Source organism: Leucobacter sp. G161, from assembly GCF_001482305.1.
In the GTDB taxonomy this organism is placed as follows: domain Bacteria; phylum Actinomycetota; class Actinomycetes; order Actinomycetales; family Microbacteriaceae; genus Leucobacter.
In genome coordinates, this window is sequence record NZ_LOHP01000059.1 from 13,091 (window position 1) to 37,707 (window position 24,617).

The following is a 24,617-nucleotide window of genomic DNA, read 5'->3' on the forward strand; positions in this document are numbered from 1 at the left end:
ATGTCAACGACTGACTCCGTGCCGCTCGCCGACGACCAGCACACCACCATTACCGAAGCCTCCACGGTTGGAGCGCGCCTGCGGCGACGCCGCCACGCCATGGGCCTGACGCTCAAGGACGTCGCCGAGGGAGCCAGTATCACGCAGGGCTTCCTCTCGCAGATCGAGCGTGGTCAAGCCAACGCGAGCGTCCGCGCGCTGCAGGGCATATGCGGGGTGCTCAAGTTGAACGTTGGTGACCTCTTCAATGCCCCAGAGGTCGACGGCGGCAGCCGAGTGCAGCGCTTCCAAGACGCCCAGGGCCTCGCCTTCGGCAACGGGGCGACCAAGCTCAAGCTCACCCCCTCTCACTTCGACCACCTCGAAGTGCTGCTCGGGCTGTTCGAGCCCGGCGGCTCGACCGGGGAGGGGCAGTACACGCATGGCGCCTCCGAGGAGGTGCTCGTCGTGCTCTCAGGGCGCGTCGTCGTCACCGTCGACGACCAGAGCCACGAACTCGGCGAACTCGACTCTCTGCACTACAACAGCAGCCAGCCGCACCGCGTGGTCGAGGCGACGGGCACGTCTCAAGCACGGGTGATGTGGACGATGGCGCCGCCCACCTACTAGCCCCAACTCGAGCCAGGCGGGCTCGCGCAACAGGCCGATCTCCATCGGTCTCTGCAGCGTGCCCGAAAACCGCGGTGATCCGCGACACAGACTGAATTTCTAGCACAGGAGGAACGCCGACATGGTGGACAACTACAGGAACGGCGACGTTTCGCACTGGATGCGCGGAACCGGAGCCGAGCAGCCGACGCGGGTGCAGGCGGAGTCGCGTCGGGCCCCGCTGCCGAGCGAGCAGCAGGATCTCGTGATCGTCGGCGGCGGCATGACCGGGCTCTGGACCGCGTACTACGCGATCACCGAGCATCCGGAGTGGAAGATCACCGTGCTCGACGCGCACGAGGTCGGCTACGGCGGATCCGGGCGCAACGGCGGCTGGGTATCGACCCTCATCCCGGGCAACCGCGCAGTGTACGCGAAGGCCGCGAACAAGCGTGGCGAGGACGGCAAGGCAGCCGTGCGTTCCTTTCAGCACGAGATGAGCGCTGCGATCACCGAGACGCTGCGTGTGCTCGAAGCAGAGGGCATCAACGCCGACGAGCATCGCGGCGGGCAGCTCCAGGCGGCAACGACCCCAGCGGCACTGAAACGACTGCAGGCGACCTACCGCGCGAACCTCGACAATGGCTACGACGAGTCGGCGATCGAGCTGCTCGACGCCCGCGCATTCAAGGACCGCATTGGCATCGCCCCCGCGCTTGGCGGCATGTACTATCGCGACACCGCGCGCGTGGACCCGGCGAAGCTCACGCGAGGCCTCGCCGAGGTTGTGGAATCGCGGGGCGTGACGATCCGCGAGCACGCCCACGTCGACGCAATCGAACCGGGCCTCGCGAAGACGTCGCGCGGCATCATCCGAGGCCGTACCGTGCTCAGCTGCCTCGAAGCGTTCACCGGCGCCGTGCAGAGCTCCGGGCCGGGCTTCGGGAAGCGCGAGGTGATCCCGGTGAACTCCTCGATGGTCGTCACCGCACCGCTGAGCGATGCCGACTGGCGCCGCATCGGCTGGGACGGCCGCGAATGCCTGAACGACGGCGCGCACACGTTCGTCTACGCGCAGCGCACGGCGGACAACCGCATCGCGATTGGCGGTCGCGGCACCCCGTACGCCTACGCCTCCGGGCTCCCCGGCGAAGGCGAGGTCGACGCGAAGACGATCAAGACTCTCAAGGACCGGCTGCACTTCTTCTTCCCCGAGGCGAACATCGCGATCGACCACGCCTGGCGCGGGTCGATCGGGGTGACCCGCGACTGGTGCGCTGGTATTTACTTCGATCCGGCGACCGGCATCGGCAACGCCCGCGGATACGCCGGTCACGGAGTGACGGCCACGAACCTTGCAGCCCGCACGCTGCTCGACAGGGTCGCCGGTCGCAGTACGAACCTCACTGCGCTTCCCTGGAACGACCACGACTCAGGGCTCTGGGAACCAGAGCCGATCCGTTGGGTTGGCGTGCACGCCATGTACAGCCTCTTCGGCGTCGCCGACGCCTGGGAAGAGTCGCGAAACTCAGAACACACGTCACTTATCGCACGATTCGGATCACGATTGGCAGGACTTCACGAATGACACACTCAATCTCAGTACCGCGGAGCGACCGCGTCCCACCGCCCGGCAAGGCGCAGTTGCCCCGCGGCGTTTGGAGCATGGCCTTCACGGAGCTGTGGGAGCGATACTCGTTCTACGGACTGCAGGGCATCCTCTCCTTCTACCTGCTCTACTCGCTTGCGCAGGGCGGGCTCGAGATCGCTCCGGCCGCGGCCGCCGGCATTGTCGGTGCGTACGGCGGCGCCGTCTACCTTGCGCAGGTCATCGGCGCGTGGTTTGGCGACCGTCTTGTCGCGCCGAAACACATGGTGCTGTTCGGCGCGTTCGTCATCCTGGGCGGACACCTCCTGCTGTCGGTGACGCAGGGGCTTTCGGGCCTCGGCATCGGGCTTGTGCTCATCGTCATTGGTACCGGCGCGCTGAAGACGAACATCACTTCGATCGTCGGCTTCCTCGTTGAGGACCGCGACCAGCAGGAGCGCGACGTCTCGTTCTCCTACTTCTATATGGCGATCAACATCGGCGCGGTGCTCGGGCCGCTCACCACCGGCTTTGTGCAGAACCAGTTCGGCTTCCACTGGGGCTTCGGGCTCGCCGCAGTTGGCATGGCCGGCGCACTCGTGCAGTACCTGCTCTCGATGAAGAAGCTGCCGCAGCGTGCGTCCGAGATTAACAATCCGCTGCCGCGGAACAAGTACCCGATGATGATCGGTATCGCCCTCGCAGGCGTCGCAGTGATCCTCATCGCGATCTACGCCGGGCTGCTCCGCGCCGAGAACCTGTCGAGTACAACGACGATCATCGCGCTGCTCGCGGCGGCCGCCTACTTCGTGACGATGGCCGTCTCGAAGAGCGTGACCTCCGACGATCGCAAGCGGGTGTTGGGTTTCCTCCCGCTGTTCCTGTTCTCGGGCATCTACTTCGGTCTGCTGTTCCAGAAGTTCACTGCGATCTCGATCCTCATCACCGAACGCATCAACCTGCAGATTGGTGACTGGACGTTCCCGGTCGCGTGGATCACGACCGTGAGTCCGCTCGCGGCCGTGCTCATCACGCCGCTCATCGCGAAGCTGTGGCGCACGCTCGGCTCCCGGCAGCCGTCACCCGGGACGAAGTTCGGCATCGGCCTTGTGCAGATCGGCTGCGCCTACCTGTTCCTGCTCATTATCTCGACGGTGACGGGCGACGCGTACATCCCGCTGTTCCTCATCCTGCTGTTTATGATGATGGCAGGATCGTCCGAGGTATTTGTCGGCCCGATCGGGCTATCGGTCGCGACGAAGATCGGCCCGAAAGCGTTCAAGTCGCAGATGGTGGGGCTGAACTTCCTGACGCTCGCCCTCGGCTCATCGCTGTCGGGCCTGCTCGGTCAGCTCTTTGCCGCGATCGAGTCGACGAACTACTTCATGATCGTCTCGGGAACGGGCCTCGCGCTCGGGCTCACGCTTATCCTCGCCCGCAAGCCGCTCGGCAGGCTGCTCAGCGCGGGGCAGTAACCCTCGGTCGCGCCCGGGCTCAGCGCCTGGGCGCGACCGTCACAAACTCAGCGTACTTCGCGGTGCGGCCGTCGCCGCTCGAACGGCCAGTGAGCCGGCGCCCGATCCACGGCAGCACGTGCTCGCGGGTGTACTTCAGCTGATCCCGCATCGTCGGGACGGCGAGCGGATCCGCGGTCAGCACCCAGTCGGCCGGTGCGTCATAGCCGAGGGTGCGCAGCACGTTGGCGGCGACGCGGTGGTGACCGACCGGTGCGAGGTGGAGCCGATCCCGCGACCAGTACTGGCTGAGCGCGAGCTCCGGGTCGCTCCAATTGTTCGAGAAGCGGATCCCGAGCCGCTCGGCGACCGCGCCAGCCGCGGCGGTCATCTCGCTGCCCTTCTTGCTCACGTTTGAGCCGTTCGGCAGCCCGGCAGTCGGGTTCGCGCCGGCAAGCAGCAGCGGCTCGATCCCCGCGGCCTGGATGCGGCGGAGCGCACCCTCGGTATCGGAAATAATCGACGGTACGTCGGTTCCCGGGCGCAGCATGTCGTTGCCGCCGCCGTTGAAGCTCAGCAGCGTCGGGCCGAGCGCGATTGCCGGCTCGAGCTGCTCGGCGAGGATCGGCGCGAGCAGCCTGCCGCGGATCGCAAGGTTTGCGTACTCGATCGGCTCGCCCGTCGCATCGGCGAGGCCCTGCGCGACGAGGTCTGCCCAGCCGCGCACGCTGCCATCGGGCTGTTCGTCACCGACTCCCTCGGTAAAACTGTCTCCGATTGCGACGTAGCGAATGACTGCCATCGCTCCAGCCTACGCCGCCTTGTCGCGGCATGGCGCAGCAAACTTGGCCTTGACATTGACGTAACGTCAAGTTCTAACGTGATCTCCGAGGGCAGAAAGGAGCCGTCATGGAGTATTCCATCCAAGAAACAGCGCGCGCGGCGGGAACCACCTCGCGGACGCTGCGGCACTACGACAGCCTGGGCCTCGTGCGGCCGTCGCGAGTCGGCGGCAATGGCTACCGCTTCTACGACGACCGTGCGCTCGTCAGGTTGCAGCGTGTGCTGTTGCTGCGCGAGCTCGGTCTCGGTCTCGACCGCATCGCCGAAGTGCTCGCCGCGCAGGACGCGCGCGGCGAAGGCAGTGACCCCGCTGCGGCCGAGGCGACGCTCCTGACCGCGCACCTCGAACTGCTCACGCGTGAGCGCGGGCGGATCGACAAGCAGATCGGCGCAGTTCGGCGCACGATCGCGGCCCTCACCTCACCACACGAAAGGACAGGACTCATGAACGCGAACATGTTTGAAGGCTTCGACCACACCGCACACCGAGAGGAGGTCAGCGAGCGCTGGGGGAAGGACGCCTACGCGAAGAGTGACCGCTGGTGGCGCGGGCTCACCGGGGGCGAACAACAGCAGTGGCAGCAGGACGTTGCCGCGCTCAACGCCGACTGGAGCGCAGCCGCAGCCGCGGGGGAACAGGCAGACTCACCGGTTGCGCAGGCGCTCGCCGCCCGGCATATCGCCTGGCTCGAGGGCTTTCCGGGCGCTCCAAGTGGCGAGCACTTCATCCCCTACGTGCGCGGGCTCTGCGAAATGTACGTCGCCGATGAGCGTTTTGCCGCGAACTACGGCGGCGTGAGCGGCGCAACGCTCGTGCGTGATGCACTGCGCATCCGCACCGCGAGCTAAACGGTTGCGGGGCGCCCGTCGCGGACATCGTCGATGCGCTGCTGCTGCTCGGGCGTACGTGCGAGCGGCGGCACGACCTCCTGCTGATCGTTCACGATGACGACATCGTGGTCGACGTGGTCGACCATCGCGTGCACGGCGTCAATGAAGTCGCGTCGACGGATCGCGTCGAGCACGCGCTGGTGGTCGCGCTCCATCTCGGCCCCCGTCGCGACGTTCGCGAGGCGGCCGCGATGCTGCGGGGTGCGCAGCTGGTCGTTGATGCCGGCGTAGAGCGCTGCCAGCAGCCGGTTCTTTGCGGCATCAAAAATCAGTCGGTGAAAGCGGCTGTCGAACGCGCCGTCACCCGAGTCGCTCAGGCTGAGCACAGGGCAACGTGAGCAGCCGACCTCTTCGATGGTCGCCCGCTCAAGCGCGGCGAGGTCGTCGTCTGAGCGGTGCAGTGCGGCCTGCTGCGCCGCTTCAACCTCGAGGGCGCGGCGGTAGCTGAGGATCTCCTCCAGCGAGAAGTCCGCGAGGAACTCATCGAGCAGGGAGCTCGTCGGGGACGCGGAGCGCACAAAGGTGCCCCGCCCCGGCGCAGTTTCGAGCATTCCCATGCTCGCGAGCGAGCGGACGGCCTCGCGCACAGTCGACCGACCGACGCCCATCTGCTCGGACAGCTCGGGCTCGATCGGGATGCGCTCACCGACGGCCCACTCACCCGTGGAAATCTTGCGTCGGAGGTACGAGAGGGCGCTACGTGCACGCTCGGAGCCAGTTGTAATCGCCATGCTGCACTCCAATCCATATCACTGCTGCGTCGCTGCTAGTTCCCCCAGTCTACCGGGTGTGCGCTACCCAGAACGCCTGTTCCCAGGTAGCGTAGCGAGCATGACAAGTCATCCGAGTCGCGGCGCATTGAACCCGTACGCCGGGATGCCGGAGAAGCCAGGGTTCGTTCTCACGAGCACCGACATCCAAGACGGTGAACCACTTCCAGCCGAACTCTACGGCGAAGGGGCTGGCGGCTCGAACCGTTCCCCACAGCTCAGCTGGTCGGAGTTCCCCGCCGAAACGAAGAGTTTCGTCGTAACCTGCTTCGACCCCGACGCTCCAACCGGATCGGGGTTCTGGCACTGGGCAGTCGCGAACATTCCCGCGAGCGTCACCGACCTGCCGGCGGGCGCGGGTGCCCCAGGCGGCGCACTCTTGCCCGCGGGTGCGATCATGATGCCGAACGAACAGCGCGAGCCCGCGTTCGTCGGCGCTGGCCCGCCAGAGGGCACTGGCGTCCACCACTACTGGTTCGTCGTGCACGCCCTCGACGTGGCGCACATCGACGTTGATCCGCAGGCCACCCCGGCTGTACTCGGATTCATGATGCGGGATGCGGTGCTCGCTCGCGCGATCATCGTCGCAACCGGCGAATTCGGTGGGGCGGCCTAGCCAAAACACACTCCTGTCGTGAGGCGGCGCGCGCGGTGCGTAGGATTGACCCAGCCTCATCGAAAGCGAGACCCCTCATGTCAGTGTCGATCCGTTCCGGGTTCGAGCGTATTCCCTCCTACCGTGCAGGAAAGTCAGCGAAGCTCGGCCCAGACGGCCTCAGCGCGAAGCTCTCCTCAAACGAGAACCCCTACGATCCGCTCCCGTCGGTACTTGAAGCGCTCGCCGCAGCGCTCCCGACCTCGGTGAACCGCTACCCGAGCATCGCGGCACCCGAGCTCACTGCGGCACTGGCCGCTCGCCTCGGGGTTGAGCCTGAGAACCTCGCGTTCGGCGCTGGCTCCGTCGAGGTTGCGAGCCAGCTCATCCACGCCCTCGCCGGCGCTGGTGACGAGGTCATGTACGCGTGGCGCTCATTCGAGGCCTACCCGATCCTCGTGCAGCTCGCTGGCGCGACGCCAGTGCAGGTGGCGCTCGACGCTGACGGCAATCACGACCTGCCAGCGATGGCCGATGCGATCACCGAGCGCACGAAGCTCATCTTCGTGTGCAACCCGAACAACCCGACTGGCACCGTCGTGACACAGGCCGAGGTGGAGGCTTTCCTGGCGCGGGTGCCCGACCACGTGCTCGTCGTGCTCGACGAGGCGTACGTGCACTTCAACGTGGACACGGATTCTGCGGTCGGCCTCGACTTCTTCAAGCGCTTCACGAACGTCGCCGTGCTGCACACCTTCTCGAAGGCGTATGGACTGGCCGGGCTGCGGCTCGGCTACGCGGTCGCGCCGCCCGAGGTCGCGGATGCGCTGCGCAAGGCGGCAGTGCCGTTCGGACTTAGCGCGCTCGCCCAGGCTGGCGGCGTCGCCTCTCTCGCCGCCGAGAGCGAGCTCCAGGAGCGCGTCGACACGCTCGTCGACGAGCGCGCGCGTCTGACGACCGCGCTTCGTGCGGCGGGGCTTCCCGTTATCGACTCGCAGGCGAACTTTGTGTGGATCCCGGCTGGCGAAGCAAGCGACGCGCTCGCGAGTGTCTATGCGGAGCGCGGAGTTTCGGTACGCTGCTTCCCAGGCGATGGGATTCGCATCTCCGTCGGTGCGCGACATGAGAATGACGCGGTGATCGAGGTCTCGGAAGCAGCGGCAGCGCTGCTCTGAGACTACTCACGGCATTGGAGCCGGAGCAGACGAGCATGAACACTACACAGCAGGAGGCGCGACGTGATTGGCGCAATTGAAGTTGGACTTCTCTACGGCATTTTCGCCCTCGGGGTATATCTCACGTTCCGCGTGCTCAACTTTCCAGACCTCACGGTCGACGGAAGCCTGACGACCGGCGCTGCGACAGCCGCTGCGCTGATTCACGCGGGGCAGAGCCCGCTGCTCGCGACGCTCGCCGGGGGTGCGACCGGGATGATCGCCGGCGCGATTACCGGGATCTTGCACACGAAGGGCAAGATCGATGGCCTGCTTGCTGGCATCCTCACGATGATCGCGCTGTGGTCGATCAACCTGCGGATTATGGGGAAGTCGAACCTGCCGTTCTTGCGCGAGGACACGCTCATCAGCCCGCTCCGCGAGGCCGGCTGGATGGGCAAGACCTGGTTCGTGGTCCTCATCTTCCTTGCGGTCGTGCTCGTCATCAAACTGCTTGTCGACTGGTTCCTGTCGACCGATGTCGGGCTCGCGATCCAGGCGACTGGCAACAACGAGCAGATGATCCGCAGCTTCGGCGTGAACACCGACGGCATGAAGATCCTCACCCTCTCGATCTCGAACGGCCTGGTGGGGCTTGCCGGGGCGCTCATCGCACAGTACAACGGTGTCGCCGACATCAGCATGGGCATCGGCGTGATCCTCGTCGGACTCGCATCGGTGATCCTCGGGCAGGCGCTCCTCGGCCAGCGGTGGATCTGGCTCGCCACGCTCGCTGTGGTCGTCGGCGCGGTGCTGTACCGCATCATCATCTTCGGTGCGCTCCGCATCGGCTTCAACCAGGACGACATGAAGCTCATGACGGCGCTGCTCGTCATTGCTGCGTTGCTGCTGCCGCGCTGGGGGTTCCTCAAGAAGATCCCGTCACTGCGAACCCGCGGAAACAAGCGATCTGACGTCACGACACAGCCGGCCGAAGCCGCAACGAAGGGGGCGTAATCGTGCTGAGCATCAACAAGATCTCCAAGACGTTCTTCGCCGGCACCGTTAACGAGCGGCGCGCCCTCGTTGACGTGAGCCTCGAACTCGCCGAGGGCGATTTCGTGACCGTCATCGGGTCGAACGGCGCAGGCAAGTCGACCCTGCTCAACACGATCTCGGGTCGCTACCCGATCGATTCGGGCGACATCACCATCGACGGCACCTCAGTTGCGAAGCTCAAGGAGTTCAAGCGAGCCCGGTTCGTTGGCCGCGTCTTCCAGGATCCCATGGCCGGCACGGCTCCCGATCTGACGATCGAGCAGAACCTCGCCCTCGCGCTGCAGCGAGGGAGGCGTCGCGGGCTGCGCCGCGGCATCACGAAGGCACGTCGTGAGCTGTTCGCGCGCGAGCTTGAATCGCTCGAGCTCGGCCTCGAAGATCGCTTGACCGCGAAGGTCGGCCTGCTCTCGGGTGGGCAACGGCAGGCGCTGTCGCTCCTCATGGCGGGCTTCACCGAGCCGCGCATTCTGCTCCTCGACGAGCACACTGCCGCTCTCGACCCGCAGCGTGCCGCGCTCGTCACCGACCTCACCGAGCGAATCGTCACCGACGGTAATCTCACGACGCTCATGGTGACGCACAACATGGAGCAGGCGATCAAGCTCGGCAACCGGCTCATCATGATGCACGAGGGCCGGATTGTGTTTGAGGCGAACGCAGCCGAGAAGGCCGCGCTCACCGTGCCGATGCTGCTCGCAGAGTTCGCGAAGATCAAGGGCGCCACGTTCGACGACCGCGCCCTGCTCGCCTAACCAGCACCGCGCTCCGCTCGCTCGGCCCCGTCTCGTTTCCGTAACTGTTCGGTTCTGAACCGGGATCTGGGCGGGGGCCATCGGGGTACGATGCTGGAAACGGCTCATCCCTGTTCCGTTTTCCCCGGCCGCTGCGGTGTTGCAGTGGCACACTCACGAAGGACCGTTTTGCTATGCGAATGACCTCGTTCCGCCGTTCAGGCATCGCGCTTGCCGGCATCGCAGTTGCCGCGCTCACCCTGAGCGCCTGCTCCTCCACTCCGGCAGCAACCGACGCGGGAGACGAGGCGAAGACCTCGTACAAGATCGGCATTAGCCAGTTCGTGCAGCACCCCGCTCTTGACGCTGCGACCGCTGGATTCAAGGACGCTTTCGCCGACGCAGGCGTCGAAGTGGAGTGGGACGAGCAGAACGCGAGCGGTGACCAGGCCAACGCGGTGACCATCGCACAGGGCTTCGGCACCGCGGGTCTCGACCTCGTGCTCGCTGTTGCGACCCCCTCGGCGCAGACCGCGGCGCAGGCAATCACCGATGTGCCCATTCTCTTCACCGCCGTCACCGACGCAGTCGAAGGGCAGCTCGTGGATTCGAACGAGGCGCCGGGCGGCAACGTCACCGGGACGAGTGACCTTGCTCCGATCGATGAGCAGCTCGCGCTGCTCCAGGAAATCGTGCCCGACGCTAAGAAGGTCGGCATCGTCTACGCCTCCGGTGAGGTCAACTCGCAGGTGCAGGTTGACGCGGCTACCGAGGCTGCGAAGCCGCTCGGACTTGAGGTTGTCACGAAGACCGTGACCACTGGCAACGACATCGCTGCCGCGACCGAGGCGCTCGGCGACGTTGACGCAATCTACGTGCCGACCGACAACATGGTCGTTGCTGGCATTGCGTCGCTCGTCCAGGTGGCTGAGGACAAGAAGATCCCTGTGATCGGCGCAGAGTCGGGCACCGTCGAGGGCGGGGCGGTCATCACGCTCGGTATCGACTACACGAAGCTCGGCTACCAGACCGGCGAGATGGCGCTGAAGGTGCTTGAGGGCGCTGACACGGCGACCATGCCCGTCGAGGTGTCGAAGGAGTTCGCCTACGTCGTGAACGAGGGGGCTGCGGAGCGCATGGGCGTGACGATCCCCGAGGCGATCCTCGCTGAAGCGGAGAAGGTCGAGTAGTTCCTCCTGCTGTATGACGAGAGCCCCGCACACCGAACGGTGTGCGGGGCTCTCGCGTGTTCACGGGGTTTCGCTAGCCGTCCGCCTTAGAGTGAATCCATGGGAGACAATCGGGCGAACACTGCGTCGGTATGGGGGTCTGTCACCGGAGCCGCTGAGCAGCGTGTGAGCAGCTGGGAAGCTGCGGTGGCTGCCGCCGAGGATCCGCAGCGCGGCGCACGCGGCTCGCTCCTCGGAGATCTCGCTGCGAGCCCCGACAGCCTTGATTTCACCCGCAGGCTCATCGATTCCCTGTTTGGTCCCGCTGACGCGTTCACCGCGGCCATGGGGCTGAGGGGCGTGTCCAAGAGCGAACTTCCCGAGCGCATGCCGACACGCGATCGGCTGCTGCTGCGCGCAGGTGGGGTTGCCTCGCTCGGACTGCCGTGGGTCGTGCGTCCCGCGGCGCGAAAGAATCTCCTCTCCCGTATGCCCGACGTGCTGCTCGAGCTGAAGCTCAGCGGCCGCCTCACGGCACTCACGGAGACCCTCAGAACCTATCGAGACCGCGGGCACTCGGTGCTCGTTTCGCTCCACGGCGACCCGGTCTACGGCGAGGCAGGTGGCGAGGCGGAGGTGCAGCGGCTGCTCACCCTCGCAGCGCACCCGGCGGTGCGCGAGCTCGCGTTCGACCCGGCCAGGCTCGTTCCTGGCGCGACCGAGTGGTCGATCGAATCCGATCTCACGCTCGCGGTGACGCGGGTACGCCCGATCCTCGAGACGGCGCTTGAGCACGGGGTGCGGCTCGTCATTGAGCCGCGCGACACGGTGTGGGCCAAACAGCTCACCGAGCTCCTGACGCGGGCATTCGGCTGCTCCGAGCTCGACCGCCTGAGTATTGGTGTCCGGCTCTTCGCTGAACTGCCCGAGTCTTGGGAAGCATACGCGGCGATCCACCGTTTCGCCCGGCGCCGCGTCGCTGACGGGGGCGCCCCCGTCGAGGCCGTCATCGGCCTCTCCGACGTTGCCGCCGCTGAGCGTGTCGCGGCGATCCACAGCGGTCTCCCCGTGCCCGTCATCGAGGATGCGACGGAGCGCGTCGCCCAGCTGCTCAGGCTGGTCGAGGTCGCGCTGCAGCCCAGCCGAGCCTCCGTGCTCAGGCCAGTGATTGCCACCGAGGATCCACTCATCGCGGCAGCGGTCATCGAGGTCGCGGCGAGGCTTGGCTCCGGAAAGCTCTACGCGCTGCAGCTGCGGTGTGGGCTCGCCACTGAGCTCGCGGCGCAGCTCGTCGGCGACGCCGCAGACAACGCGCCCGATGTGCGGCTGCGGCTGCCGGTCACCCCCAAGGGAGAATACGGGGAGGTGGTGGGGTATCTCGTCGGGCTGCTCGCCGAGGCCGCAGGGCCTGAGTCAGCGCAGCTCTGCTCTGACGCGTTTGCGGAAGCCGCCGAACTCGCCCTCGAGCCCGGACCCGCCAGCCACCGCCAGCAGCAGCGCGCGCGGGAGTGGGACCCGAGCGAGCGCGACAGCGCCCTCTTCTACCGGGCCCCGGATGAGCCAGCCACACACGATACGGGCGGGCTCACGGCTGCCGTCTTGGGGCTCGCCCGCGACGCGACTGGTGAGGTGGTGCTCGAGGAGGTTGCTCCCACGCACGCGATCCCGGTCGTTTCCCGCACCGGCTTTGCCAACGAGCCGCCGACAGACGGCAGCTTGCCTGCGAACCGCGAGTGGGCGCGCGGGCTGCTTCGGCGGGCGCATGAGACCGCGATGCGCGATGATCGGCTCGACGAGACGGTGGCACTGACGCAGGCCGACCTCGATCCGGAATCAGCCGCCGCGGCAGCACGCGAGGCCGCTCAGCGCTGGTCCGACCTCCGGCACGAGGGGCGGGCGGTGCGGCTGCGGCGGGTAGCGCTCGCGACGGCCGCAGCCCGAGACCGCCTCATCACGGAACTCGCGGCCGGCACCGGTGCACCATTCACCGAGCTCGACAACGCGGTCAACCTCATGATCGACTCCGCGAGGTATGCTGGCCAGCTCGCCGATGGGCTTCGCGTTGTGCGCGGGGCGACCTTCGTGCCTGACCGCCTGGTGCTTGTCGTTGGTGATGCGGACGCTCCCATTGCCGCGCAGGCCGCCGCGGTGCTTGCCGTGCTCGGCAGCGGCGCAGGGGTGCTGTGGGCGGTCTCGCCTGGGGCGCTCCGGGTGGCCGCCGCCTGCGTGGAGGAGTGGGAGGTCGGCGGGCTCACTCCGGGGGCGGTCGGTACGGTGAGCGTCACCGGCGGAGAGGCGTTCGCGGCCCTCGGTGCGAGCCCCCACGTCGACCGCGCAGTCGTGCTCGGCAACCGCTCCCTCGGTCGCGAGCTCGCGCGCCGTCGACCCGACCTGCGCGTTGAGGGGCACTTCACCGCGCGCGGCTCGATCATCGTCACGCCCTCGGCTGAGCGCGAGCGCGCAATTGCCGACATCCTCGACTCCGCGTTCCGTGGCTCGCAGACGGCGCTCGGCAGCACGAACGCGGTCATCCTGCTCAGCAGCGTCGCTCGCTCGCGTGGGTTCCGTGCCGCGCTGGCCGAAGCGGTGCGAAACCTGCGCGTCGGCGACTCCACCCGCCCGATGGGGGAGGATCCGCTCACTTTCGATGTCGGGCCGCTGCCACAGCCGCCCAGCCCGGCCGGGCTCGCCGCACTCACCGAGCTCGGGCAGGGCGAAGAGTGGCTCGTGCAACCGCAACAGCTTGACGACGAGGGCCGGCTTTGGACGCCGGGGGTGCGCCTCGGCGTCTCGCCGGGCTCGCCGTTCTGGGACGACGCACGCGGGCTCCCGCTTATCGGCCTCGGGTCGGCGCAGCTGCTCGGGGACGCCGTCGCGCAGCAGAACGCCGGTGGAAGTGGTGCCGTCGCCGGGATCCAGTCATGGGACAGCGGTGAGGTGACGTCGTGGCTCGCCGGGATCGAGGCTGCCGCGCTCTCCGTGAACCGGGCGACAGGCGCCGCGCGAGTCGAACGCCAGCCCTTCGGGGGCTGGAATGACGCGATCATGGGGCTGCCGGCCCTCAGTGGCGGGCCGCACTGGCTCGTCGCGCAGGGCTCGTGGGAGCGCCGGCCTGGTCAGCGCAGCGACACCCTGCACCTACGTGGGCTTGCCCCAGAGGTCGTGCTCCTTATCGAGGCAGCGCAACCCGCGCTCGCGTATGAGGAGTTCGACGAGCTACGCCGCGCCGCGCTCGCCGACCAACTCACCTGGCAGACTGACCTCGGCGCGACCGAAGACGGCATCGGCCTGGGGATCGAACGCAATGCGTTGCGGACGGCGCCGGTCACGGTCCATGTGCGGCTTGCCGAGGGCGGATCACTCGGCGGGCTCATGCGGGTGCTCGCCGCCGCGCTGCTCGTGCGTGCGCCGATCGCGGTGTCGACGGGCACGGTGTTGCCGCCTGGCGTCTCCGAGCTGCTCGCATCGCAGGGAATCGACGTGTCGCTGGAGCGGGACGACGCCTGGCTCGAGCGGCTCGCAGCGGAGGGACCGACGGGGCCGCGAGGTTCCGCCGCCACCCGCGTTCGGCTCATCGGCGGCGACCGGGTGCGCGTTGCCGAGTGGATGGGCGGCCTCGACCGGGCGGCCCTGTGGGCAGAGCCCGTCACCATGGCTGGGCCAGTCGAGCTGCTCACACTGCTGCGTGAGCAATCGATTTCGGTGCGCGCCGAACGGCACGGCCTCGCCGAGTTCGCACCTGGGCTCGACGCGCTCCTGGAGTAGCGTGGCATCCATTCGATCTGCAGCGCTCGCTCGCTAGACTCGGCCCGTGCAGACACGACGACCGGAACCCGGCAGCCCGATGGTGTTTCAGTGGCGCAAGTGGGACGGTTCGCCGCACTGGCGCCACGAGTGCGTCTACCTGGGCGCCGACGAATGGGGCGACTGGGTCGGGCAGACCGTCGGCTGGGGGAGTGCCCGGCCTGGAAAAACGCTCAATGTGACCGGTCCGAGTGTGACGCTCGTTCCCTCGCTCGAATCGGGCACGGGCTTCGCCCAGGCCGGCCTCGACAGCGTCGACTTCGCGCTCACCGTGAACCGCGGCCACCCCAAGGGGATGCGCGTGTACATCGATCTCGGATGGGAGATTCGCTGGGACGCAAACCCGCACCTCGTCACGGGCATCGATATGGATCTCGATGTTGTGCGCATGGAGGGTGCCGGTGAGCACACGACACGGGTTGACGATCGTGATGAGTGGGCCGAGCACGCCGACCGCTTCGGGTATCCACAGGCAGTCATGGAGCGGCTGGAACGGCTCGCGCTCGACCTTGAAGCACGTGTCGAAGCGCAATCAGCGCCCTTCGACGACTCGACGGCTGACGCGTGGCTTGACCGGGTGGAGCGGCTGGGGCTCGAACGCTGAGCCTAGCCGCGCCGCATCGGGGTGTGCGGGATCCCGTCCTCGAGGTACTCGGCGCCGGCCACCGTGAACCCGAAGCGTTCGTACCAGCCAGTGAGGTGTGACTGAGCTTCGAGGACAAGCGGGCCGTCTCCATAGGCGGCAACCACGGCCTCCATGAGCGCTGCTGCGAGCGAATTGCCGCGGTGCGCTGCCGCCGTTGCGACCCTGCCGATGGCGTGGAGGCCCGGCTCACGGGCGCCCTCGTCGAGCACGCGCAGCGTCGCCGCCACGGTCGGCGCGCTCGGAAGTGACTCCTCGTCGTGCCGCTCGATCCAAAACTGTGTTGTCGCCGGTTCCGCGTCGCGGCCGTCGAGATCGAGGTACGCGCAGTCCTGTTCAACGACGAACACTTCCTGCCTGAGGCGGGCAATGTCATGGAACGTGCGGGGTGAGAGTGCATCGATTCCACGCCCCGAGTGGAGCGCGTAGTGCAGTGGGAGTGAACGCATATGACGATCTTGGCACGACTTTACCGCGCGTGGATTTCCGTTCGCGCCGGTGAGCCGGTAATGTTATTTTCTGGTCGTGTTCGCATGACCAAAGGCGGGTTGCCCGAGCGGCCAAAGGGAGCTGACTGTAAATCAGCCGCGCAAGCTACGTGAGTTCGAATCTCTCACCCGCCACCACGAGAAACGCCCGGTCAGATGCTAAATCTGACCGGGCGTTTTGTGTTTCTGGACGTCCCGCCTTTTGGCTGCGGGCCTTTTACGGGCCTTTATTAACCGAACAGTTCACCCAGCACCGCAGCCACTTGTGGCCCCCGCTTTGTGCGCTCCACGTAGTAGCGGAGGTTCCCGAGGCCCGCGTGCCCGAGCTGATCGGCCGCCTGCTTCTCCCCGAGGGTGCGCGCAATCAGTGTCGCGACGCTCTTGCGGTATAGGCCAGGCTTCAGGCCTTCGTACGGTGATCCCTTGAGGGCTGCGTGCCAGTCGCGTCGGAAGTTGTCAGGCGACCGGACAGTCCCTGTCGAAGACGGGAAGACGAGCTCGGTGTACGCCTCCATCTGCCTGCGCATGATCATCGGAACGACCTCGTACGGCAGTTCGAGCTCCCGCTTGCCACCGTCCGTCTTGAGGCGCTCCATGATGACGTACTTGTTCTGGATGTTCCGGGCAACGGTCTTCCACACCCGCACCGTCGCCGGTTCGCGCTTGTCGCCTTCTCGCAACGCTGGCTCGATCGTGAAATCTGGGAACGTGAGCGCCAGGACTTCTGACGTGCGGGCCCCAGTGGCGATGTACATGTCAGTAATGTCACGCAGGCTGCCGCTCCGCACGGCGCCGCGCTTGTCCTTGCCCGTGTCCCACGCGTTCAGTAGTTCCCGGATCTCGCCCAGATCGTCCTTGCCGATCGCAGAGAAGTCTGGCACCTTGCTCGCGACCGTGCGGGTCTCGGTGATCGGATTGGACGGGAACACCCCGTGCAGCACAGCGATTGACATGACCTGCTTAAGCACCTGCCTTGTCATACGCGCCGAGCCAGGCCTGTCCTCCGCAACGACGCGGATGAACGTGTCGAGCCTCCCTGGCGTGCACTCATGCAAGCGGATTTCCCCCAGAGCCTTTTTCGCGCCGTTGATATGGGACTGATAGTTGAGCTTTGTTCCGTCCGCTTTGTCGGAGGCGAGCAGCTCTGCCTCGTAAATGTCTAGAAGGTGCTTGAGCTTCATATCTCGGTCGATGTTTCCCGCGCTCGGTGTCGCCCTGTCCGCAAGGGCCTCACGCAGCGCTGTTCTGGCCAGTTCGTATGTCCTGCCCGAGCGCTTTACTCGGCGGCTCTTTCCGTCGAAATCCCGGAACCGTGCTGAAGCGTACTTTGTTCCGCGCTCGGTGAACGTCGTGATCTCCCCATAGGTTCCGATTGGAGTTACTCGCCTGGCCATTACGCAACCAACTGGGATGCGCGAACGTATGTCCGAGACCCGATGCGCTGGAGCGCATACTTTTGGAATGCCAGCACGATGTCTCGCGTCACATCAAGCTCGTCTGCAAGGAAGTCGGGGTCTGTCGATATCGCCTCTGCTGTCGCATACCGCACAGGGTCGATCAGCAGTCGAGCCGCAAACGCGTCTGCTTGATCTTCCGCGCCTTGAGTGGCACAGTCATGCCCGTGGAATACGTGCCCGAGCTCGTGTGCAATCACGCAGCGCCGCTCGTCGCTGTTGAGCGAGATGTCGAAGTAGATGATGCCCTTCTCCTTGTCGTAGAAGCCGAGTACCCCAGCCGGCAAGTGCGCAGCAATGACTCGAACACGCAGCTTCTTCGCTACGAGCATTAGTCGTTCCATTACTATCCCTTCGCTCATTCTGCGTGTGGCAGTTCGTCCGCCTGACGCTTGCCCTTCTTTGCTGCCATGAGCCCGTCGTACGCGACGGGCTCATCTGCGACTTCCCAGGACTCCCCAACATGGTCGTCGTCGGGGGTCTCGGCATTGTCGCCCGCACCCCTGACATTTCGGCGCTGCGCAAGATCGTCCACATGTGGTGCTGGTTCGTCAAAGACGGGGCTCTCGCCTTCGGCTACGTGGTCGAGGCGTCTCCCAATCTCTTCCAATAGCGCTTGATCGGTCGCGTCATTCAGCGTCCCGATGGTCACGACGCCGTCGAGGTCGTCAGCGACCAGCAGTCCGTGCACGAGTAGTGCCTCAATTGCACTGTTCCCGAAGGCCCTGCCTACGTTTGCGCAGGTGTCAGGGCTGAATTTCCCAGTGCCGAGCTGCCTGTGGAGCGTCGCAACGGGGATGCCTGCCTTGCGGGATACCTCGTTGATTGACGCGCCTTCGGTGACGCGTGCGTACCAGCTGAGAAGTGTGTTGTCGCTCATGTATTCCATTGTGGAACAGAAGGGGCCAGTAGTCAAGTTTGGAATAGTTATTCAACTTTGGGTTGCGCGAATGGCAACGGTGTGATTCACTATTCAACATCGAAACAAACGTTCCGAAGTGGAAAGGAAGATCGATGGCAACCATCTCACTCAGGCCGAACGCTCTCAAGCGAGTACAAGCTCTGTCTGGCATTGACGACGACCACCTGTTCGCCCGCGCTGTCGGGGTCTCCCCGTCTACGCTGCACCGCGCAAAGGCGGGCCAAGGGGACAGCGTTCGTCTCATTGCCGGGATCGCGCGGACGTTCGGCTACAGCATCGGCGAGATCGCCGTCGCCGTGGACGAGCCCAACAGCGCTGTAGCGGACGCGGCATAGCCATGAACGGTTTCGCAGGCACGAGCTACGAGCCGACGTGGACAACGAAGCAGGCGGCAGAGTTCCTCGGCATCGCGCCCCGGACGCTCGCCAACCAGATTTCAAAGGGCGAGTTCCCCAGGCCGCGCAAGCAGGGGAAGCTCAACGCCTTCGTCCCGTCTGAAGTCGCAGAGATCCGGCGGCAACGGCTGGGACTTCCCGAAGTAACAAAAATGCCCGGTGCGCTAACACCGGGCGAGAACATCAACGCCTAGGAGGGCATCCAATGTCTGAGGTACAGACTATCAACATCATCGAAGATGCGGACGGAGAACTTCGTGTCTCCTCACTGATCATCGCCGGCCGCACTGAGAATCAGCACGCCTCGGTTATGCGAATCGTTCGCGACCGGCAAGCAGAGCTCGAGGAGTTCGGCTTGGTCGGATTTGAAATCGCACCAAGAATGTCGGGCCAGCATGGCGGCGGGGACACCATGTACGCGTTGCTTAACGAACCGCAGTCCACGTTGCTGATGACGTTCATGCGGAACAGTCCCGTCGTGGTCGAGTTCAAGGTGGAGCTGGTCAAGCAGTTCTTTGCGATGCGTCAGGCGCTCGCAAGCCCGCAGCATGCGCTCCCTCAGTCGTTCTCCGAAGCGCTACGCGAGCTCGCAGCCACGGTAGACAAGAACACTGAGCTGGCGCAGAAGATCATCGTGGACGAACCCAAGGTCGAGTACGTCGACCGGTTTGTTGGGCAGACGAGTGACGCGGTGACGGTGGACGTGTTCGCGTCGCAGTTCGGGTCGACAGGGCCGAAGGTGCGCGAGCTGCTGCACGAGAAGCGTGTTGCGGTGCGGAAGTTCCTGGGTGAGCGCTGGTCCAACAGTGAGAAGCGCATGGTGAAGGAATACGAGTGGCGGCCGCGGCAAGGAGTTGCGTCGTCGGCATGGTTCGATCTTCGCCCGCAGCACAACGCTCCGCGTCTTCACAATGGCCAGGTGAAGCAGACGATGTATGTGCGCCAGTTCCATGCACAAGAACTCGCGGCGAAGCTCGGGCTTGAAGGGGTAGGGGCATGAGCAATACCGTGTACTTCTTCACTCGCCTGTCGTTGGAGCCCGTCGCAATGCCCGTGAAATATCTTCAGTCGTGTAGCCAAGAATCTCAAGCATCTGACCGTATGTATAGCCGAACAGGCCAGCTGCTCGCGTTATCTGGTGCTGAACCAAGGTCATTTCTTGGGCACCCAGAGGGCTCATACCTCGCAGTTTGCCCGGAACGGCGAAGTCTTTACGTTTATGATTCTGGCGCAGACGAATGGGTGACTCTGCCCATTTCGTCTCTAGTGTCGGCGAAACCACCTCTTGGGTCGTCAACGGGTAGAACACCACGACACGTTCATCCCCTGGGTGAAGAGAGGCTTCTCGGGAGCTCAGCGTGATTTCGTCCGACTTTTCCAGTTTCAGGAACCTTGCCTCGTACCCCTCAGGTGTCTTGATTTCGACATTGAACGCAACTCCATCACCGTCATTCCGGATCTTCCAAGAGCGGGTTGGGCGTTGGAGGTTGCAGGCGATGATCGCCTTTGAAATCTGTTCCTTGCTCATGCTTAACGCAGTCAGCTCGGCAGTCAGGATCGGCTGCTTCCGGGTGTACCAGGGCCACCAGAGTGTGACGAATGCGCTGATAGCCGCGATGGTCGCTGCAATCCAAGTGCCAGTAGCGGTCCAGTCCCGAGATGCAAGCCATTCTCCGAAAGTCATTCCCAAACTCTAGCTAATACATAGCTGTCGTGCCGTTTCGACGGTACGTGAGCTGCTGCATACCCACTTTCAGCCCTCCGTTGGTCTTTACGGCACACACAACGGCAGGGCACGGCCTAACAGGCTTCCGGGTTCCCCGAGACATTCACCGTCTCGCACGGGGCGCTCCACACGCTTTTTGATAACTCCATAGAGATAGTCCGAGACAGGGCCCAGCGAGTAGTAGATGACCGGCGACGCCGTGAATTGCTGCGTATCACCGTGGCCCTGATCTATCCCGAAGCTTGAGGCGAGAAGGGTTACGGACTACCCGTGCATACGAGGGGTGTGGCGGCGTGATTGCGGCGCAGAGCGTGCAGCACCACACCTACCTCGCGGTCAGCGATGACTGTAAGCACCTGCCATGAGGTCGAACGCGTCTGAGGACGGCAGAGGAACTAAGCACGGGCCACAGGCGGTGGATGCAGCCGCGCGGTGTAACACGCGCTCCGGGTGTAACTCCCGGCACCGCCACGACAGAACGACACAACAACAAGGAAGAAGGAAAGACATGGCCCAGAACAACGAGACACGATTTCTTACCGCGCAGGACGGCGGGAAGCCAACTGAGGAACAGCTTGAAGCCCAGCGCAAGATCCGCGACGCGGTTGCTGAAGCTGGGTGGCTGTTGGAAGACCTGGTCGCGCCGTCGCGCGAGCAGTCGCTTGCGCTGACCAAGCTCGAAGAAGCCCTCATGTGGGCAGGCAAGGCGATCTTCAAGCCGTAGCCCGGCAGCCGCCGAGCCTATCCATCGGTTGTCCAGGCGCAGTACCTGGCGGCGGCACGAAAGACCCCCCTGGGGCGAGCGGTCGGGTAGCCGCTGACGGGAACGCTCGCGTATGCGGGATCGCCTAGACAAGCCGCGGTGCGATGGAACGACGCATCCGGCACTACCCGCACCACCCTCTCAATGCCGGCGCATACACACCCGCTATTTGACCGTCCCCCTACCTATGGGGGAGACGCTCGTGGCCGTCAGCAACCACCCAATTCTGTGGGGCGTGTGCGGGATCGACACCCGCTGAGAGGACCAACACGAACACCAAACGAAAGGAGCCATCATGGCTACCCACTTTTATCGCGCATACATCGCTGCTGATGCACTCGTGAAGCATCTCGAACGTATCGGGGCGAAGTTCGACTCGGTCAGCATCCCGACCGTGAAGGGCAGAGGGATGTACCTGTACCTGGATGAGTGGTCGACCGATCATAAGTACACGTGGTTGGGAGAGAAGCATCTTGCGAAGCTCCGCGAGGAGCGTGAGCGCATCATCGTCGCATTCCTTGACTCCATGCCGGGCTCGTACAGCGACCGGGACGGCAACAGCATCACTCTGCACGGCGAGCTCCACGGTGTCGAATACGTGGTGAGGGTTGGTGAAGCGCTTTGTGAGCGTGTCGAGGTGGGCGAGAAGGAAGTCGTGCAGATTGACCCCGCCTACCTCGCGGACGCCCCAAAGGTGACAGTCACAGAGAAGGTGTACGAGTGGCGTTGCTCAGACGACATCCTCGGGTCTATGGCGCACAAGGCCAGCGCATGATGCCGCCTGACTACATGCCGCCCGAGGTCGCGATTCCTGCGGGCCTCATCGTCACCGCCTACGTGCTGCTGTCCGAGAAACAGCGGTGGGGGCGGTTTCTTATTTCAGAGCTGAAACGACTGCGAGGAGAAGGTCATGCGTGAGAGCACGCTCGGCGGCACGATGGGCGACAACCTCTACGGAGGTACAGCGCCGTCACACAAGACGAAATGTCGCCACTCGAATAACCCCAACGGACACAACCCCGACTGCGTGTGCGGATGGTACGCACGGTCGCGGCCCTCACAGGTGATCCCGTACACCGAACCCGACACCGCGCCGGAACTCCCGGCGTCTGACCACGAGCACTGGTGGCCCGCCGAGAACGACTACGAGGGCGACCAAATGAGAGAAGAGAGAGCATTCGATGAGTGAACCGATGAAGCGAGACGGGCTCGTGCTCGGCATGAGCGAAGACGAGTACCACGGGCAAGGGGACTTCGAACAGTTCCGCACCGCTGAGTTCTCGTCGTCAGCGGCGAAGACGATACGCGAGTCTGCCGCGCACTACGACTGGGAATACAACAAGGGCCACGCTAAGCGCAGCAAGGCGATGGACATTGGCACCGCAACTCACGCGTTGGTGCTCGAGGATCGCGACATCACGGCGCTGTGGCCAGAAGACCTGCTGACCCCTAGTGGTCGCCGGTCCACTGGAAAGGATGCGCAAGCGTGGGAAGCCGCACAGGAAGCTGCTGGTCTGATCGTTGTCAGTGAATCCGAGAAAGAGGCGATCACAGTCATGGCTGACAATGTGCGCCTGCATCCAGATTGCGGACCGGCGCTCGCTCAGGCAGGACAAGCTGAAGCCTCGATGTTTGGCACGTGCCCCGAGACTGGGCTGCGCTTGCGTGGCCGCTTCGATTTCCTACCGGATGCGCACCCGCTCGCGCTCGATCTGAAGACCGCGCAAAACTCTTCGCTGAAGGGGTTCACTCGGGCGATTGACGATCGCAGCTACGACGTGCAGTGGGGTCACTATCTTGACCTCGCCGAAATCATCGGACTGGACTACGTGAGGGACATGGTGTTCATCGTCGTGGCGAATGTGCCGCCGTTCAATGTGAATGTGATCCAGCTCGATGAGTACTGGAAAGAGATGGGCCTAGAACGGGCGCGAGGTGCTCGACGTCGTTTCCTTGAGTGCTCCGAATCTGGCGTGTGGCCTGGCTATCCACCTGGCGTGAAAACGGCATCGCCGCCGCCCTGGGTAGTCAATAGCTACGAAGACGAATTGAACGAAGAAATGGATGCATCCCGATGAGCGATATCTTGAACCACCAAACACAGGAGAGCCCCGTTCAGGCGGCCAAGAAGGCTGCAAAGCCGGGCCCGCCGCCCGCGCTTGCGACGCGGAAGCCGTCAGGGTTGCCGTCGTGGCCAGTGATCCTTCTCGCCGGCCGCGAGAAGACGGGCAAGAGCTACCATGCGGCGCTCGCGTCGAGCTCCGCGCTTATCGGGCGCACCTTGTGGCTCGGGTTCGGGGAGAAAGACCCCGACGAGTACGGGGCGATCCCCGGGGCTGACTTCGAGATCGTGGAGTACGACGGCACCCTTGCGGGGCTGCAGGCGTTCGCGCGGGCCGCGGTTGCCCAGCCACAAGAGGACGGGAAGCCGAACCTCATCATCGTGGATTCAGGGACCGTCATTTGGGACACGTTGCGGGACAAAGCGACATGGATGGCCCGTCAGCGCGGATCCATCAACCAGAAGACCCAGGAACCCATCGTGGGTATGGACCTGTGGAACCACGTCACGGGGGAGTGGAACGCGCTGCTGCGTACGCTCCGCTCCCACAACGGGCCCGTGATCATCACCGCGCGGATGGACTCCACCACGGTGATGAACGATCGCGGTCAGCCGACCGCGGTGAAGGAAGACAAGGTCAAGGGGCAGCGGAACCTGGCATACGACGTCGACGCGATTATCGAGATGCCGGCCCGCGGGCAAGCGACACTGACCGGTGCCCGGTCGGTGATTCACAAGCTCCCGGAGCGGATGAACATCGAGGACTTCGATACGAAGGGCATCGACTGGTTGTGGCGCTCACTGGGGCTCGACAGGCAGGCCGCTGCGCAGGCTGAGTACACAGAAGCGGCACCTGTCGATGGGTGAGTCGAAGTTCGAACCGTTGCACTCCTGCGACGCATGTTCTGGCTCGGGCTGGGTTGAACCAGCACCGGGCCTTTCTCGTCGGTGCGTGTGCACCACACAACCAGTAACGGAGGCACCATGAGTGACCAACCACACCAGCCGTGCTGTTCATCACACGGAGTGAATATGTCCTGCGCACGGTACCGGCGCACTCACTTTGTCGAGGTGCGGCCCTGCTGCGCTATCGACCGCGAACGCCTCGACGCGGGCCTGCCATCAGAAGAAGGAGAACCCAGTGAGTGACCGTATCGACCACGCTGCAGAAGCGCGACGCCTGCAAGGTGGGGCACGCACGATAGTCCGCGCGATGAACGGCGACCCAGCACTTCAGCCGCACATGGCCGCGATCATCATGCTCGACGATGCGCGCCTCGAAGCTCAGCTTGAGATCGCTGAACAGCTGCGCATCGCGAACGAGCAGGCACGCATTGCCAACTTGATCGCGCTGTGGCATGGCTCCCCAGTAAAAGAGGAGCACATCGGTGAAGGCGAGCAAGCCCTGATGGCAAGCACTGGCGATGTCCTGCGTCCTGAGATCCGTGAGGCGTTGGGGATCCGTGAGTAGGCCGCCTGGTCAGAAGCTCCCGAAGCTCACCAACAAGCAGGAGCGTG

Annotated in this window: 28 protein-coding genes and 1 tRNA gene; 22 read left to right on the forward strand and 7 right to left on the reverse strand. The window is 64.8% G+C overall.

The annotated features are described in order from the left end of the window. The 3 genes from AUL38_RS07380 to AUL38_RS07390 all read left to right on the forward strand — a co-directional run bounded on the left by AUL38_RS07380 (position 1) and on the right by AUL38_RS07390 (position 3,651). A complete protein-coding gene (locus AUL38_RS07380) occupies positions 1-609 on the forward strand; it encodes a helix-turn-helix domain-containing protein (protein ID WP_083506691.1) in 609 nt (202 codons plus the stop codon). Between the two features lie 121 nt (positions 610-730). Further along, entirely contained in the window at positions 731-2,176 is a 1,446-nt protein-coding gene (locus AUL38_RS07385) for an FAD-binding oxidoreductase (RefSeq protein WP_059060651.1), read from the forward strand. Beyond that, positions 2,173-3,651 (forward strand): peptide MFS transporter, encoded by a 1,479-nt coding sequence (locus AUL38_RS07390; protein ID WP_083506692.1) that lies wholly within the window; start codon positions 2,173-2,175, stop codon positions 3,649-3,651. Before AUL38_RS07385 ends, AUL38_RS07390 begins: the two co-directional genes overlap by 4 nt. Before the next feature lie 19 nt (positions 3,652-3,670). Here the strand turns inward: AUL38_RS07390 and AUL38_RS07395 are convergent, their stop codons facing one another. Then, the gene (locus AUL38_RS07395; protein WP_059060653.1) at positions 3,671-4,432 is read right to left on the reverse strand and encodes an SGNH/GDSL hydrolase family protein; all 762 of its coding nucleotides are present in this window, start codon (positions 4,430-4,432) and stop codon (positions 3,671-3,673) included. Positions 4,433-4,539: 107 nt separating this feature from the next. On the opposite strand from AUL38_RS07395, the gene AUL38_RS07400 reads away from it, so the two are divergent. Continuing rightward, entirely contained in the window at positions 4,540-5,322 is a 783-nt protein-coding gene (locus AUL38_RS07400) for a TipAS antibiotic-recognition domain-containing protein (protein ID WP_059060655.1), read from the forward strand. On the opposite strand, the gene AUL38_RS07405 is transcribed toward AUL38_RS07400, so the two are convergent. Next, on the reverse strand, positions 5,319-6,095 hold the full coding sequence (locus tag AUL38_RS07405; RefSeq protein WP_059060657.1) for a FadR/GntR family transcriptional regulator: 777 nt from the start codon (positions 6,093-6,095) through the stop codon (positions 5,319-5,321). The two genes, AUL38_RS07400 and AUL38_RS07405, sit on opposite strands and share 4 nt — an antisense overlap. A 100-nt stretch (positions 6,096-6,195) precedes the next feature. Between AUL38_RS07405 and AUL38_RS07410 the strand changes: the two genes are divergently transcribed. The 7 genes from AUL38_RS07410 to AUL38_RS07440 all read left to right on the forward strand — a co-directional run bounded on the left by AUL38_RS07410 (position 6,196) and on the right by AUL38_RS07440 (position 15,250). Continuing rightward, a complete protein-coding gene (locus tag AUL38_RS07410; RefSeq protein WP_059060659.1) occupies positions 6,196-6,750 on the forward strand; it encodes a YbhB/YbcL family Raf kinase inhibitor-like protein in 555 nt (184 codons plus the stop codon). A gap of 77 nt (positions 6,751-6,827) precedes the next feature. Then, positions 6,828-7,904, forward strand: a complete 1,077-nt coding sequence (hisC, locus tag AUL38_RS07415) for a histidinol-phosphate transaminase (RefSeq protein ID WP_059060660.1) — start codon at positions 6,828-6,830, stop codon at positions 7,902-7,904. 63 nt (positions 7,905-7,967) lie between these two features. Beyond that, positions 7,968-8,900, forward strand: coding sequence for an ABC transporter permease (locus AUL38_RS07420; protein WP_059060662.1), 933 nt, complete (start codon positions 7,968-7,970; stop codon positions 8,898-8,900). 2 nt (positions 8,901-8,902) lie between these two features. Beyond that, on the forward strand, positions 8,903-9,694 hold the full coding sequence (locus tag AUL38_RS07425) for an ABC transporter ATP-binding protein (RefSeq protein WP_059060664.1): 792 nt from the start codon (positions 8,903-8,905) through the stop codon (positions 9,692-9,694). A 173-nt stretch (positions 9,695-9,867) separates the two neighbouring features. After that, entirely contained in the window at positions 9,868-10,863 is a 996-nt protein-coding gene (locus AUL38_RS07430) for an ABC transporter substrate-binding protein (protein WP_153006508.1), read from the forward strand. 99 nt (positions 10,864-10,962) lie between these two features. After that, positions 10,963-14,607, forward strand: coding sequence for an aldehyde dehydrogenase family protein (locus AUL38_RS07435; protein WP_083506693.1), 3,645 nt, complete (start codon positions 10,963-10,965; stop codon positions 14,605-14,607). A gap of 46 nt (positions 14,608-14,653) precedes the next feature. Beyond that, positions 14,654-15,250, forward strand: a complete 597-nt coding sequence (locus tag AUL38_RS07440) for a hypothetical protein (protein ID WP_153006509.1) — start codon at positions 14,654-14,656, stop codon at positions 15,248-15,250. 2 nt (positions 15,251-15,252) lie between these two features. Here AUL38_RS07440 and AUL38_RS07445 read toward each other — a convergent pair whose 3' ends face one another. Further along, positions 15,253-15,738 carry a GNAT family N-acetyltransferase gene (locus tag AUL38_RS07445; RefSeq protein WP_083506694.1) on the reverse strand — a complete coding sequence of 162 codons (486 nt, stop codon included), beginning with the start codon at positions 15,736-15,738 and terminating at the stop codon, positions 15,253-15,255. A gap of 93 nt (positions 15,739-15,831) precedes the next feature. Here AUL38_RS07445 and AUL38_RS07450 point away from each other — a divergent pair. Further along, positions 15,832-15,915, forward strand: a tRNA-Tyr gene (locus tag AUL38_RS07450). A 92-nt stretch (positions 15,916-16,007) separates the two neighbouring features. Here the strand turns inward: AUL38_RS07450 and AUL38_RS07455 are convergent. Genes AUL38_RS07455 through AUL38_RS07465 form a run of 3 tightly spaced genes read right to left on the reverse strand, consistent with a single transcriptional unit; the run spans position 16,008 to position 18,111 of the window. Next, positions 16,008-17,171 carry a tyrosine-type recombinase/integrase gene (locus tag AUL38_RS07455; protein WP_153006510.1) on the reverse strand — a complete coding sequence of 388 codons (1,164 nt, stop codon included), beginning with the start codon at positions 17,169-17,171 and terminating at the stop codon, positions 16,008-16,010. Next, positions 17,171-17,575, reverse strand: a complete 405-nt coding sequence (locus AUL38_RS07460; protein ID WP_161937417.1) for an ImmA/IrrE family metallo-endopeptidase — start codon at positions 17,573-17,575, stop codon at positions 17,171-17,173. Before AUL38_RS07460 ends, AUL38_RS07455 begins: the two co-directional genes overlap by 1 nt. 14 nt (positions 17,576-17,589) lie before the next feature. Continuing rightward, on the reverse strand, positions 17,590-18,111 hold the full coding sequence (locus AUL38_RS07465) for a hypothetical protein (protein WP_059060673.1): 522 nt from the start codon (positions 18,109-18,111) through the stop codon (positions 17,590-17,592). Positions 18,112-18,245: 134 nt separating this feature from the next. On the opposite strand from AUL38_RS07465, the gene AUL38_RS07470 reads away from it, so the two are divergent. The 3 genes from AUL38_RS07470 to AUL38_RS07480 are packed head-to-tail and all read left to right on the forward strand — an operon-like array spanning position 18,246 to position 19,548. Continuing rightward, complete coding sequence (locus tag AUL38_RS07470) at positions 18,246-18,488, forward strand: helix-turn-helix transcriptional regulator (RefSeq protein WP_059060675.1); 243 nt, start codon at positions 18,246-18,248, stop codon at positions 18,486-18,488. A 2-nt stretch (positions 18,489-18,490) separates the two neighbouring features. After that, on the forward strand, positions 18,491-18,742 hold the full coding sequence (locus AUL38_RS07475; protein ID WP_059060677.1) for an AlpA family transcriptional regulator: 252 nt from the start codon (positions 18,491-18,493) through the stop codon (positions 18,740-18,742). Positions 18,743-18,753: 11 nt separating this feature from the next. Next, a complete protein-coding gene (locus tag AUL38_RS07480; RefSeq protein WP_059060679.1) occupies positions 18,754-19,548 on the forward strand; it encodes a Rha family transcriptional regulator in 795 nt (264 codons plus the stop codon). 18 nt (positions 19,549-19,566) lie between these two features. On the opposite strand, the gene AUL38_RS07485 is transcribed toward AUL38_RS07480, so the two are convergent. Further along, positions 19,567-20,232, reverse strand: a complete 666-nt coding sequence (locus tag AUL38_RS07485) for a hypothetical protein (protein ID WP_059060682.1) — start codon at positions 20,230-20,232, stop codon at positions 19,567-19,569. A 550-nt stretch (positions 20,233-20,782) separates the two neighbouring features. On the opposite strand from AUL38_RS07485, the gene AUL38_RS07490 reads away from it, so the two are divergent. The 7 genes from AUL38_RS07490 to AUL38_RS07515 all read left to right on the forward strand — a co-directional run bounded on the left by AUL38_RS07490 (position 20,783) and on the right by AUL38_RS07515 (position 24,570). Next, positions 20,783-20,998 carry a hypothetical protein gene (locus tag AUL38_RS07490; protein WP_059060684.1) on the forward strand — a complete coding sequence of 72 codons (216 nt, stop codon included), beginning with the start codon at positions 20,783-20,785 and terminating at the stop codon, positions 20,996-20,998. A gap of 334 nt (positions 20,999-21,332) precedes the next feature. Next, positions 21,333-21,812 carry a hypothetical protein gene (locus AUL38_RS07495; protein ID WP_059060686.1) on the forward strand — a complete coding sequence of 160 codons (480 nt, stop codon included), beginning with the start codon at positions 21,333-21,335 and terminating at the stop codon, positions 21,810-21,812. Further along, a complete protein-coding gene (locus tag AUL38_RS17360; RefSeq protein ID WP_161937418.1) occupies positions 21,809-21,955 on the forward strand; it encodes a hypothetical protein in 147 nt (48 codons plus the stop codon). Before AUL38_RS07495 ends, AUL38_RS17360 begins: the two co-directional genes overlap by 4 nt. Next, positions 21,948-22,226, forward strand: a complete 279-nt coding sequence (locus AUL38_RS07500; RefSeq protein ID WP_059060689.1) for a hypothetical protein — start codon at positions 21,948-21,950, stop codon at positions 22,224-22,226. The genes AUL38_RS17360 and AUL38_RS07500 overlap by 8 nt, the downstream gene beginning before the upstream one ends. Then, entirely contained in the window at positions 22,219-23,115 is an 897-nt protein-coding gene (locus AUL38_RS07505; protein WP_059060691.1) for a PD-(D/E)XK nuclease-like domain-containing protein, read from the forward strand. The genes AUL38_RS07500 and AUL38_RS07505 overlap by 8 nt, the downstream gene beginning before the upstream one ends. Next, positions 23,112-23,966: an AAA family ATPase gene (locus AUL38_RS07510; protein ID WP_059060692.1), complete on the forward strand. Its 855-nt coding sequence runs from the start codon at positions 23,112-23,114 to the stop codon at positions 23,964-23,966. Before AUL38_RS07505 ends, AUL38_RS07510 begins: the two co-directional genes overlap by 4 nt. A 274-nt stretch (positions 23,967-24,240) precedes the next feature. After that, complete coding sequence (locus tag AUL38_RS07515; RefSeq protein WP_059060695.1) at positions 24,241-24,570, forward strand: hypothetical protein; 330 nt, start codon at positions 24,241-24,243, stop codon at positions 24,568-24,570. The last annotated feature ends 47 nt before the right edge of the window (positions 24,571-24,617 follow it).